This is a genomic window from Microbulbifer aggregans, assembly GCF_020524005.1.
Taxonomy (GTDB): domain Bacteria; phylum Pseudomonadota; class Gammaproteobacteria; order Pseudomonadales; family Cellvibrionaceae; genus Microbulbifer; species Microbulbifer aggregans_A.
Window position 1 is genome coordinate 53,352 of sequence record NZ_JAIVKK010000003.1, and the last position, 13,119, is coordinate 66,470.

The window sequence follows — 13,119 nt, forward strand, 5'->3', positions numbered from 1 at the left end:
ACAAAGACAAGGAACTGTCATGCAACGCAAAAACAAAACATGGAAGTTGATACTCGGTCGCGCTAACAACCGCAGCCGCGGCGTTTATATCCTGCACACCCAGCAGGAAAAGTGGCAAGAGATCTTGCGGGATCATCATGGAAACTACTATTTAACCAGTGTCGCCAGAGCCATTTATGCGCTCAGTGGTATCGACACAGGTCGTAGCTTCAAGAACGAAAGACTGCGCTTTGATGGAGCCGCCATCCATTATCAGCTGGATAGTGATGGCGACGTGCTCATCATGGGGCTCGAAGTCAATAGTGAATACAAGCTCACGAGGGGCCGGCAAACCACCGGACTCTATCAAGTCCAGTGTTTCAAAAATCAAGACGGTGACCCCCAGTGGATAACTGCCCAAGATTCTGATCCGAAAATGGCCCTATCCCACCGCTGGAACAATTCCCACTACGCCGCGGTAAGCGGCAAGTTTGAGAGCAAGGAAGACGCAGGCAGTATGCTGATTAGTCACATCAGCAACGCTTACCGAGCGGGAGTAAAAGATCACGACATTAACCGCCCCAATAATCATTACTCCCTCTACTGGCAAAATGACAACCACAAGAGCGACAACCAGCGGAACCATCTGGTTTCCCTGATACAGCAGGCCATCGCTACCAGCGCCCGGGTAAACTGGCTGGTACACGGCGAAGGGGCGACCACCTTTGTCCGTGCCATGCAGGCACTGGAAAAAAGCTTATCTCCCACGCCCGTGGCACCCGAGCAAGAAAAAGAACTGCGAAGCAACCTGAAACTCCAAACCGTTTACTTCTCTAACCCTCGTGGCAAGGAAGCGGGCAAAAACACGCTGGAAGCGTTGAGTAAAAAATTGGGTTTCGACTACATGGGTACCAACGTCAACCCCGGTGATGTATTCCACAATCCAGATGCCCGCAGTGCAGCGCTTGGCAAGGGCGGCGCAGTCATTGGCACAATCACTCTGGGCAATGCTGCGGGCACCCTGGGTGCCGACGACATCCTGAAGAGCTTCACTCAAGCCGTGAATGCCGAAACCCTCGGCTGGAGCGCCGCGGTATTAATTTCCGGCTACTTCGTCGTGCGTGACAAAATCAAAACCAACAGCGGCTACGCTCGCAACCTACCCGGATTTTTCAGCACTACCTTTGGCGATGGAAACCAGCGCTGGGTGGGTTGATCTCTGGACACAGGCTGAAATTGGATTCGCCTTGGGGCCGCATAGCGTTGGCAAAATAACGTGAAGCGGCCCCGGAACCCCATGCTGAAAAGACTCTTCGCCTCCCGCAAGCACCCCTTTATTCCCGGCCTCAACCGCCCCGAAAAAGTGGAAATTGATTTATCCGGCAGCAAGCTCACCATGCTGATGCCGCCGCACTCCAACTACCAGGGGTTTGCCGGCAAGGAGCCTCCGGCTCTAACCCCCTGAACACTTTTCTCTTAATGCCTATTACAAAGACAAGGAACCGTCATGCAAGGCGAAAGTAAAACATGTCAGCATGTTCGAGATCGTCCTCATAAATGAACCACCGGGGAAGTGTAGTGGTCTACTGATCCCGGACACCAATTTAGGTGGTAAAGTTGCCCCCTGAGACAAAGGTGTTCAATGAGTAGACAACGTCGATCCTTCTCTCCCGAGTTCAAGCTGGATGCTGCCCGCTTGGTTGTGGATCAAGGATATTCCATATCTGAGGCCGGCCGTTCGCTGGATGTCGGTGCCAACGTCATCCGACGATGGGTGAAGCAGCTGGAGGCTGAGCGCGGCGGAGAGACGCCAACAAGTAAAGCCCTTACCTCGGAGCAGCAGAGAATCCAGGAGCTTGAAGCCCGCATCAATCGCTTAGAGCGGGAGAAAGAGATACTAAAAAAGGCTACCGCTCTCTTGATGTCCGACGAGATGAATCGTACGCGCTGATAGACCGATTAAGTGAGCAAGAGCCTGTGGATCTGGTCTGTGAAGCGTTTGGAGTACCTCGATCATGCTACTACGAATATAAGAGCAAGCAGGCCTCGATTGATGCGCCTAGGGTTCAACTCCGCGCCAAGGTGAACGAGATCTTCAAGTGCAGTCGTAGCGCTGCTGGCAGTCGAACAATCGTGGGGCTGCTCAACGAGCAGGGAATCACTATTGGACGATTTAAGGTCCGCAGTTTGATGCGTGAAGCTGGATTGATCTGCAAGCAGCCGGGCCCGCACAAATACAAGAAGGCCACGGTTGAGCGACCGGACATACCGAATGAGCTTGATCGTCAGTTCAATGTGCCGCGGCCGAATCAAGTGTGGTGCGGCGATATCACCTATATCTGGGCCGGTTCTCGCTGGTGCTACTTAGCTACGGTGATCGACCTGTATGCCCGCCGTATCGTTGTATGCATCCGGTAATCCCATCTACCCAGCGAAAATCTTCGCTGTAATTTAGGTGTCCACCTATCAACAAGTGGGCACCTAATATGAGTGACATCATCCCTGCTAAAACACCGGTTAAGCGCCGCCGGCATTCCCCGGAGCTTAAGGCCAAGATTCTCCAAGAGTGCCAAGAACCCGGCACGTCCGTCGCGAGCGTTGCCCTCCTGCACGGTATCAATGCTAATCTGATCCACAAGTGGCGGCGGGAAGCTGATGGCAGTCACAAGCCTGCCGAGCCGAAGTTTGTTCCGCTAGCTCTGCCTGTTCCTTCTGGGGTGCCACAAGAAGTGGTCTTTGAACTCCGCGGTATCAAGGTGCGCTGGCCGCTTGCCCAAATTGACCGCGCCATTCCCTGGCTCCAGGCGCTGCAAGCGTGATCCAGATTGATGAGATCTGGATGGCGACTGAACCAATGGATATGCGCGCCGGGGCGGATACGGCTCTGGCCCGTGTCGTGCAGGTGTTCGGTGAAGCCAGACCTCACTGCGCCTACCTATTTGCCAACAAGCGCGGTAACCGCATGAAGGTTCTGGTACACGATGGCTTTGGCCTGTGGCTCGCGGCGCGTCGCCTGCATCAGGGCAGCTTTGCCTGGGGTAAACCCTGGCAAGGCGAACGGGTTGGGCTGACGCCAGAACAGCTGCAGGCACTGGTGATCGGACTGCCCTGGCACCAGGTCGGTCGCGATCACCGGATTGCTTTGCTTTAGCAGATCAACTTCTCTGGCCAACACAGCCGTCAAAACGTCCTATCTGGTAATCACCATGGGCGGTGAAATCTGGCAGGATGCTGGCCATGACAACACCGCCTGATCTCAACAATCTCAATGCCGACCAACTGCGCCAGCTCGCGGCGCAGTTGCTTGCTGAGTCAGCGGAAAACAAAAAGCTCATCCACAACCAGCAACTGCTGAACGACAAGCTCAAACACGAACTCGCCGTCCTCAAGCGTCACAGCTTCGGTAAGAGCAGTGAAGCACTGAATGTCCATCAGGCCAGCCTGCTGGATGAACTGATACAGGCCGATATTGCCGCGGTCGAGATGGAGTTATGCCACGCCGACACCAGGACGAAACCCGAGAAGCGCCAGCCCAAGCGTTCGCCATTACCTCCCGAGCTGCCCCGTCAGATCATTGAGCACGAGCCTGACAACACTCAGTGCGACTGTGGTTGTCAGCTCCAACGCATCGGCGAAGACATCAGTGAAAAGCTCGATTACACCCCGGGCACCTTCACCGTAGAACGTCATATCCGCGGCAAGTGGGCCTGTAAACGCTGTGAACGCATTACCCAGGCACCGGTGCCACTGCAGATTATCGACAAGGGTATCCCCACCAGTGGCCTGCTGGCCCATCTGCTGATCGCCAAGTATGCCGATCATCTGCCGCTTTACCGGCAGGAGAAGATCTTTGCCCGCGCTGGTCTCGCCATCTCCCGTTCCACCCTGGCAGAGTGGGTTGGCCGCTGCGGTGTTGCCCTGCAACCCCTGGTCGATGCCCTGCGCGAAGAACTGCTGCAGCAGCCGGTCCTCCACGCGGATGAAACCCCGGTGCCCATGTTGGATCCGGGCAAAAAGAAAACCCACCGCGCCTACATATGGGCTTACTGCAGTACCTCGGCAGCAACCGTCAAAGCCGTGGTCTACGACTTCGCGGAAACCCGCGCTGGTGCCAATGCCCGCCGCTTCCTCGAAGGCAGGCAGGGCAAGCTGGTGTGTGACGACTACAGTGGCTACAAGGCCGGCTTCACGAACGGGATTACCGAGATCGGGTGTATGGCCCATGCTCGTCGGAAGTTCTACGACCTGCACCTGGCGAATAAAAGCCAGATCGCCGAACAGGCCCTGCAACAGATCCAGAGGCTCTATGACATTGAGCGGGAAGCCAAAGCGCTTACCGCTGAAGCGAGAAAGCAGCTGCGTCGGGAACAATCAACCCCAATCCTGGAGCGCCTCCACCAGTGGCTGATGCTACATCGACAAAAGGTGCCGAATGGATCGGCGACCGCCAAAGCCATCGATTACAGCCTCAAGCGCTGGCAGGCGCTGACGCACTACTGTGATGATGGCAATGTGCCCATCGACAACAACCATGTAGAAAACCAGATCCGACCGTGGGCCTTGGGACGCAGTAACTGGTTGTTCGCCGGCAGCTTGCGTAGTGGCCAGCGTGCGGCAGCGATCATGAGTTTAATCCAGTCAGCCAAGCTGAATGGTCATGATCCTTATGCGTACCTGAAAGACGTCATGCAGCGATTACCGATGCAGCGTGCCAGTGCTATCAGCGAGCTGCTGCCTCATAACTGGGTGCCTGCTGGCAAGGTGTGATGGCCGGACGCTTACTGAAAAACTAGGTAAATACTTTGATCAAAAAATTGATGGAAAAAAAATATGGAAAAGCAACCAATCGGGGGGAATACGGACTCGACAAACCTGACGGGCCATTTGAAAGAAAATTCTAGTGCTTATACGAATGTGTACCGCTACAACAATATCGTTAACCACGATTTTTACAAAAAAAACTGGTCTGGACTTCAACCCGCACCGCTAACCAGCTGGAAATTCTGAGGTATTCTCGGCTACGCCTATCGCAAATCTGAGGCTAATTCCCAACCTCTATATAGATACCGCCACAAATCTGGAACCGATCACCTTTACACTACCGTCTACGGTGAGCTTGGCAGAGCCGGTGCGGCTGGAGCTACAATGGAGTGGCCGCCTACCTCCCAGCCACAGGCAATACAGAAGACCTATACCACTATTACAGTAGCAAGGTGCAAGATCATTTCCACACAACGAATTGGAATAAGCTTGAAAGTGGAAGTTCCAGCTAGAAGTACGAGTCCGTAATTGGCAAGCAATACCCCTGCCCTCAAGACTGATAGCATATAGCCCTGACAATCATATTATCAGGGCTATATGCTTCGACATTTGAAGCCCGAATTTATACTTTTTCCTCTCAGGCATAGCAAAGGGACCAAGAAAAATTTGGCATATCATTCTATGGATACATAGAATATCTCATAATGTAGTTTAGTGCACAGTGATGGAGAGAGTGTCCAGTTAAGATCGCTTACGGATATATGTGAGACGCGACCCGAACTAACCCAGATAAAATCAGGTACAATCCACACTCCAGCTTTTCATTATTTCAATGCATTTTTCTATTTCGTTTCTTGGCAATAACGCAATCTGTTTTGTGTCGAGATCCCACCATTTTAGCTCCTCTAAGTCTGAGATGATTTGCTCATCAAACCTGTAGCGAATTAACCTTGCGGGGATTCCTCCATAGATTCCGTAAGGTTCTATGTCTCCAGAAACAACAGCTCCAGCAGCTATGATAGCTCCGTTGCCAATAGTCACTCCGGACTTAACAGTCACGCCACACCCTAGCCATACGTCGTGTCCTATAGTTGTCGGGGGGTGCGATATATTGTGAAAATTCTTGGAGGATCCTAGGTCTGGGTGTTTGGGAAAATATGGTTTGAAATTTCCGAGCGTCGACAGCCAATTTAACGGATGGTTAGCTACGCCGATTTCACAGTTCCTTGCGATGGTGCAGTATTTCCCTATAGTGGTTTTTCCGTAAACTACCGAATATTGATTTATGAATGTAAATTTTCCGATGACTGCTTGTGCGTGAATTTCAACATTTTTTGCTAGATTCACGGGGTGATTGATATGGGCATCAGAGCTTACTGAAGCTAATTTTGCAATGGTAGAGAATTGCTCATCTATCATTTTTAAGTATCCGTCAAATTTCAGCATATCTAAAAATATCATGAGGGACTTTTCTTGAAAATCCCACGGTTTCACAGCCTATCAACAAGGGCCGACCTTGTTTGAAATTTTTACCAATCGCGACCGCGCTCCTTCCGTAATCCCAATGGATGGAGATCAAGCCGTTCTTGGCAAAAAAATGATTAAGGCTTGTTGTCTCACATTTATTAAAACCGGCCTGAAAAAACCTCACATACGCCTAAACACATAAAACCGGCTCTTATAAAATTAAGAAAACGGACCATATCAAATCAGGCCAGAGAAAAGTCTTCATGCACCAGAGTCAAATTCGGATTGTAAGCAGGGTCTGAGTCAAGTATCGGCCCCCAACGTTCGCGCATGTAGGCTGTTTCACCATCCATACGCCGGCGCTTAGCGGAAGTATCATCGCTGCCGCGGGACACAGATTCGTGATGGTAGAGCTCCGCATAAGGGGTCCACAGATTACGATAGCCAGCTTCACGTACCTTCAGGCACAAATCCACATCATTAAACGCTACGGGAAGACTCTCTTCGTTAAGTCCCCCAACTTCCTCGTATACGGACTTTCTCAGTAACAAACAGGCACCGGTGACCGCAGAAAGATTCTGCACCAAGCTCAGTCTCGCGAAATAGCCGTGCTCACCCCGGTTGAAATGCTTGTGTGCATGATTCGCCACACCGCCTACGCCGAGAATAACACCGCCGTGCTGAATCGTATCGTTAGGGTAGTAGAGCTTGGCACCCACGCAACCGATTTCTGCTCTACAAACGTGGCTGACCATTTCCGCTAGCCAGCCACCATTTATCGGCTCGATATCATTATTGACCAAGCCAATGATTTCACCTTTTGCCTGACGAACACCAAAATTATTGATCGCCGAATAGTTAAACGGGCGATCCCAGCGGTGCACACTGACTCTTGGATCGGCGCTGACCTTCGCCAAATAACTCAACGTTTCCTGGCAAGTCGACTGATTATCCAGGATCAACAGTTCAAAATTTTGGTAATCCGTCAGCGATAGTATTTTGTCAACGCAGGGCTGCAGTATGTCAACACGATCGCGAGTTGGTACCAGAAGACTGACCAGCGGCTTTTCCTTTGGCAAATTCCAGCGCGTACGGTAAGTGTTGGGTACAACACCTCGCTCTACCTGCGCACCCAGATTCTGGGAAGCTACATAGTGCTTCAGTGCCGCGATACCCGCCTCGGTCGTGTAACTCTTCTCACCGCCGTCCAATGCAGTTGACCCCTCAATGGCACGCCAGTGGTAGAGGATTTCCGGGATATGTACCACTTTGTCGGCGTTCAAGTGGGGCAGACAGCGTAGTAGTAAGTCATGATCCTGACTGCCCTCAACACCTGTACGCAACCCACCGACTTGCCTCACCAAATCAGCCTTGAGCACCGTAAAGTGGCAGATGTAGTTGTTCGACAACAGCAGATCAGGATTCCAGTCCGGTTTGAAATGCGGGTCAAATCGGTAGCCCGCCCGGTTGATCTTGTCTTCATCGCTGTAAATCAACTGCGCGTGCGGCGAATTTGAGATTGCCTCGCACACGCGCTCCAATGCGTGAGGGGCAAGAGTATCGTCGTGATCCAGGAAAGCGACAAAGTCTCCCTTAGCGAGAGCCAACGCACTATTGCTCGTCGCCGAGATATGGCCATTTTCCGTGCGGAATACCACGTCAATACGCGGGTCCATGGCTTGGTAGTTAGAGAGGCACTCCCGCACTCGGGAGTCCGGCGATGCATCATCGGCGATACACAACTGCCAGTTGGGGTACGACTGCGCCAATACTGAGTCGATACACGCACTCAGAAACTCAATGCCCGTGTTATAAGTGGGGAGAATAATGGAAATCAGTGGCCCTTTCACAGCAGCAGCGGATTGCGGTGCTGGCAGCCGTAGTGCCTCTACCTGATTGATCCACTCCTGGTAATCCCGTCCCCGGCATCTACGGGTAAAGGTCTCCGCATAGTGGGCCAAGCTTAGATCAAGCCAGCCGCGTCCCAAAGTATCGGCATCCGTCTTGAGACGAGCCAAAACCTCCTGCCTATTGAGGCCCCTGAACCCGGGGTGCCTTGCCGCCAGACGCCGTGCGAGGAGACCTTGCGCAAACCTAGGCGTCAGTGGCTGCAAACGCAAATGCTCAATACTGAACATGCCCGCTTCTTCCAAAGGATCGAAGCGAAGGCTACGCACCATTTTCGGGAAGTATAGTAGCCGTTTTACAATCTGATCGGAGTTGCTGATAAGGAAAAAGCGCTGCTCCTCATTGTAGCCGGAGCCGGTATCGATATAGACACTGGCATTCACACTCTCGCAGCTGTGAACCAATCCCAATTCCAGCATGTACCAGCCTGGCAGCAGGTGGCACTTGGGCACAGTAAACTGAGGGTCAACACCCAGTGAGCGCCATCGAAAGCCGTGTTCTTCGCCTTCCAGTAATTCAACTTCAGCAGTGGGCGAGAGACGAGGGGCCAAATTGATGCTAAACAGCGATTTGATAAATCTAAGCACAGTTTCAGGTTTTCTATTTTGTGTTTTTAATAATATGTTCAGCCTTGGGAAGTAGCGGTTTTACTATCGCAAAGCTATGACATTGCCGGCGATTCCTAGCTCCCAAGTTCGGGAGAGTAGATCACATTAGCCTTTACTGACGAACCGTAGATATGCGCTTCCACCTTATCGTGCACAGTCATATCCCTACCTGGCCTGAAATTGAAGCCACAGTATAATTGACCGGATATACCTTTCCGTACAAGGTCGGGGCGCTCGCGGTCCACGTCCACAAGATGCTCCTTACCATTAATCAAAAGACGGACCTTCAAAGGCTTATCCAAATCTGATACTGCCCAACCACCAATTAACTTCGGCATGACATTCACATGCGCCTTACCAAAGCAAAGGTACGGCGATTCCATCGCCAGTTGCGAGCGTAGGACTTCGACCCCTCGCGCTACGTCTCCAGTGTACCTGGTCAGAGCATCATCAAACTCATCGTTCAAGTCATGTGCCTTGAAATAAGCCTCGCCTTTGCCTCTGTCAGCACTGCCAGCTCCGGAGCCCTTACTCTCTTTTTTCAGCATATGCTCCTGGCGGGATTTGACCACATAGTGATTCACCCTGATTCGGTCATACAGTACTTCACGTGTCTTAGGCTCGCATGCGCCCCCTTTTTCGAATACGGCAGGTTCCAAATTCGGCGAATAGTAGCGGCCGGACTCCAGGATACACTCGTGAATGTTCATCCGTTGAACCATGCCAGGCTTTAGAATCGTTTTGATATGGCAATTCGCGGGGTGATCTTTCCTGGAGGCTTGCTTAAAGCGCTCAATAACTAGCCCTTCCCCTTTGAACTTGTGCCCAGAAGAACCAAAATTTCGCCAATTCAACGCCAATGCCCCCGCATCTTCCATCGCATGAAAAGCGGATAAATTTTCCTTTAGTGAAAGCCCATTAGTATTGGCAATAAACTCATCTGCATCGATGAAACACAGCAAATCCACCTCACCGCCATATTGGCGCAATATGTAGTTATAAGCTGGAGCCTGGGGTCCTGTCTCGCCAACCCTGGGGAAATAGACCCTATTGATTACCCCCAGGAAGTCCAAAGCCTCCAACAACTGTGAAGAGCCATCATCACTAACATTATCGGCAATGAAGAACCTATCGACACCGATTAGCTGGTGATATGCAATCCACTCCAGAATATAGTCGCACTCATTCTTGAAAATAGCGGCAACACCTAACCTCATTTACACCCCAAAAATCTACGTAAATTGTGCTACCTGTAAGCCACTTAACTTTGGTTTTCCGCATGCCACTCCTTAACCGTCATCCAACGATCAAGGTCGTTAAACTGAATAGGTTGAGAATTCAGAGGGATAACATCGTCGCGCACGCGAACATTAATAACGTCTTTTGGCATAACACCCAATTGCTTTAAGTCCATCTCGTAACCGCACTCGCCTGTTGGGTGTACATTTGGCTTATGTAAATGTTCCCGATAAATGTTTGCTTCGAGAGAAGCTGCAATCTTACCATTTACCTCTACATCCACCGTGACCGGATTAACATGATGTATACCCCGCGCCCATCCCTTTAGCACGCCAGTTTTAAGGAATTTTATATTGACAGCACCGCGTGCTTTGGTTATGCGCGTTTTGTCCATATAGTCTTTCGGCTCTGTAGAGATGAACTGGGAAGCCTTGTCCATCTGTGTAGCAGTCGGCTCCAAACCGCAGAAATCGCTTAACCCTTTCAAAAATGCCTGCTTGTATCGAACGACTTTATCCGAAGACACCAGCATTACAGGGCTTTCTACGCGATGAAGAAATCCCACTACCGACGCATAACTATCCAGAGCATCTTGCAGACCTTGCCGCATATCGCTTTTCATTGAAATTGAATTTCTATTCGCAATAGAAAATAAATCTCGGAAAACCACAATAAAATGCGGATTGCGCAATTTTTCTTGAAGCATATCCAGTTGCGAAATGGAAGATGGTCGTTTCCAGCCCCAAACCGAATGGACGCTATTATACTCACTGACTACATCCTCGAACTGCTCTTCGCTTTTACTCTCGAAAGCAAGGCTCAGGCGCAGATCCTCGTAAACCGGCCCATAGCACTTATCGCCCATTGGCAAGCCCAGTGCATGCAGGGCACCCGCGACGATCGATGTACCTCCTCGCGCAACTCCGACCACAACAATAGTGCGGCTGCCACTGTCAGTGGCGGGGTTTAATATATTGACACCTTTATTTATCAGCGCGTCAGCGGTCATAAACTTCTCACAAAACGTAATGAGCAATAAACATATACGACAATAGGCACAAATTAGAATTACACCTTCGCTGCCTAGGGCCACATAAAAGAAGAACTGCTTGACGAAAAGCCAAAATCTGGCCCCCTCGAAACGAGGTATTCTCCCGGAACCTGGCACTTTGTCCACAACAGCGCGCCAATAAACCGCCAACTCCGTCACAAAAAAAAGTGAGTGCGCGACAGTCTATTTTCCAAGCGTACTTGTAACGAAGTGCGAAGTTATGAAAATCCGCATAGGCATAATCGGGCACGCCTGCCAGTCGTCTATCGACTAAACCAACATAATTGGAATTCATAACAAAAATTTACACTCGCGCTAATCATTAACGCTCTGATCTCCCCAATACAGCGATCACCCCATGCGTGGCGGATATCAATCCGATACGCCAGTAGGCTGCCTATAAAATCACTTTTTAAACACACCTACTACATTACCGTTGTCAGCAACAAGCACAGACGTAATTTTTCGAGAATCCATTAATTGAATCGCATCTTCCACCCGCGTCCCCTTAGAAATAGTTATCGGATCTGCAGACATAAAATCTTCCGCCCGCACTTCAAAAATTCCAACGCCATAGGATTCAACCGCGCGTCTGATATCTCCATCTGTAACAACGCCGTACTTATCTCCCGCATTCACTATGGCAAGCCCAAGTCGGCCGCGGCTCATTGCACTAATGATTTCAGTTACTGAAGCATCACTACCAACAAATGGAAGATCTCCCTCTTCCATTTCCTCATCCACTCTTGCCAATAAACGACGCCCCAGTGAACCACCAGGATGAAAACGTGCAAATTCCTCAGGCTGAAAGCCCCTTGCTTTCATCAACGTTACAGCCAGAGCATCACCCATTGCCAAAGTCGCTGTTGTTGATGCTGTAGGAGCCAGTTGAAGTGGACAAGCCTCTGCTTCTACACCTATGTCTAAATGGCTGTCTGACGCTCTAGCCAAAGTAGAACACGGATTGCCGGTCATCGAGACTAAATAATTGCCGTTATCCTTGAGAAAAGGAATTAACTTCAGTACCTCATCTGTTTCACCGGAATTCGAAATCGCCAAGAATACATCACCCGGCGTAACCATACCTAAATCGCCATGGTACGCTTCCCCGGGATGCATGAAGAAACTGGGTGTTCCGGTACTCGCTAAAGTCGCAGCGATCTTTTTCCCAATAATCCCTGACTTTCCCATCCCACAAATAATTACCCGGTCTTTAGACTCCAAAATTCGCGAGACAGCGTCTTCAAAGCTCACATCCAATTTATCAGCCAATGCGCGTACCGCGTTAGCCTCAATATCAAATACATCTTTCGCTATTGACTTATAACCCAACATTTTTACTTCTGTTCCAAAAACCACTTAACTACTGATTCCGCATCAGAATACGTATCAACACCATGAGGGGGGCAGGAGTGCCAATCAAAAACACTAACTCTGACGCCTTCTCGGAGAGCTCTCATCTGCTCTAATTTTTCCAAAGACTCCACCGTGTCTACAGGAATTTTCGATAAAGATGCAAGAACCTCATATTTATAGGCATAAATGCCAACATGTCTCCGAAAATGTTCAAGCGGCCAATCCTGAGTGCTCGAAAAATCTCGTACATAAGGAACTGGGCTACGAGAAAAATAAAGAGCATCGCCCCTTACATTTGACACTATTTTCACAACGTTAGGATCCACCAATTCTTTTGAATTAGAAATCGGAGCCGATACTGTGGCCATCTCTAAACCCTTCAACTTGAGGCAGAAATCTGCAAAACCTGCCAACAAATCTATCGGGATTAACGGTTCATCTCCCTGAACATTTATTATGCAATCATCCCCAGACCAACCGAGAGTGGCACCTACTTCCGAAGCTCGATCTGTCCCTGACTCGTGTCGTGGGTCAGTTAAAACTCCGTGAATGGAGTGCGCCTCAAGAACCCGCATAATTCTCTCATCGTCTGTAGCAACGACAATTGAGTCGGCGAATGATGCGGCTCTAACTTGTTGAAAAACACGTACAACCATCGGTATGCCCGCAATATCTAAAAGCGGCTTACCTGGTAGGCGGGTGGAAGAGTAACGTGCGGGAATAACGACCCTTATAGGAGTTTTTTTCACT

11 protein-coding genes and 1 pseudogene are annotated in these 13,119 nt (G+C 50.3%); 6 read left to right on the plus strand and 6 right to left on the minus strand.

The window, feature by feature from the left end; genetic code table 11:
• The first annotated feature begins 19 nt into the window (after positions 1–19).
• From LC093_RS05215 to tnpC, 6 genes and pseudogenes are all read left to right on the plus strand, one after another.
• Positions 20–1,195 (plus strand): hypothetical protein, encoded by a 1,176-nt coding sequence (locus LC093_RS05215; RefSeq protein WP_226662944.1) that lies wholly within the window; start codon positions 20–22, stop codon positions 1,193–1,195.
• 81 nt (positions 1,196–1,276) lie between these two features.
• A complete protein-coding gene (locus LC093_RS05220) occupies positions 1,277–1,444 on the plus strand; it encodes a hypothetical protein (protein ID WP_226662945.1) in 168 nt (55 codons plus the stop codon).
• Positions 1,445–1,621: 177 nt separating this feature from the next.
• Positions 1,622–2,382: pseudogene (locus tag LC093_RS05225) on the plus strand (IS3 family transposase); the annotation flags it as partial.
• 83 nt (positions 2,383–2,465) lie between these two features.
• Positions 2,466–2,798: an IS66-like element accessory protein TnpA gene (gene tnpA / locus LC093_RS05230; protein ID WP_226662947.1), complete on the plus strand. Its 333-nt coding sequence runs from the start codon at positions 2,466–2,468 to the stop codon at positions 2,796–2,798.
• Positions 2,795–3,130, plus strand: a complete 336-nt coding sequence (tnpB, locus tag LC093_RS05235) for an IS66 family insertion sequence element accessory protein TnpB (protein WP_226662948.1) — start codon at positions 2,795–2,797, stop codon at positions 3,128–3,130. The genes tnpA and tnpB overlap by 4 nt, the downstream gene beginning before the upstream one ends.
• Positions 3,131–3,216: 86 nt before the next feature.
• Positions 3,217–4,746 carry an IS66 family transposase gene (tnpC, locus tag LC093_RS05240; RefSeq protein WP_226662950.1) on the plus strand — a complete coding sequence of 510 codons (1,530 nt, stop codon included), beginning with the start codon at positions 3,217–3,219 and terminating at the stop codon, positions 4,744–4,746.
• A 789-nt stretch (positions 4,747–5,535) separates the two neighbouring features.
• On the opposite strand, the gene LC093_RS05245 is transcribed toward tnpC, so the two are convergent.
• The 6 genes from LC093_RS05245 to kdsB form a co-directional block, all read right to left on the minus strand.
• On the minus strand, positions 5,536–6,201 hold the full coding sequence (locus LC093_RS05245; protein WP_226662951.1) for a CatB-related O-acetyltransferase: 666 nt from the start codon (positions 6,199–6,201) through the stop codon (positions 5,536–5,538).
• A 248-nt stretch (positions 6,202–6,449) separates the two neighbouring features.
• Complete coding sequence (locus tag LC093_RS05250; RefSeq protein ID WP_226662952.1) at positions 6,450–8,702, minus strand: glycosyltransferase family 2 protein; 2,253 nt, start codon at positions 8,700–8,702, stop codon at positions 6,450–6,452.
• A 95-nt stretch (positions 8,703–8,797) separates the two neighbouring features.
• A complete protein-coding gene (locus LC093_RS05255; RefSeq protein ID WP_226662953.1) occupies positions 8,798–9,940 on the minus strand; it encodes a glycosyltransferase family 2 protein in 1,143 nt (380 codons plus the stop codon).
• Positions 9,941–9,984: 44 nt separating this feature from the next.
• Entirely contained in the window at positions 9,985–10,971 is a 987-nt protein-coding gene (locus tag LC093_RS05260) for a hypothetical protein (RefSeq protein ID WP_226662955.1), read from the minus strand.
• A 447-nt stretch (positions 10,972–11,418) separates the two neighbouring features.
• Positions 11,419–12,348: a KpsF/GutQ family sugar-phosphate isomerase gene (locus LC093_RS05265; RefSeq protein ID WP_226662957.1), complete on the minus strand. Its 930-nt coding sequence runs from the start codon at positions 12,346–12,348 to the stop codon at positions 11,419–11,421.
• Between the two features lie 2 nt (positions 12,349–12,350).
• Entirely contained in the window at positions 12,351–13,118 is a 768-nt protein-coding gene (gene kdsB, locus LC093_RS05270; RefSeq protein ID WP_226662958.1) for a 3-deoxy-manno-octulosonate cytidylyltransferase, read from the minus strand.
• Position 13,119: the final 1 nt, after the last annotated feature.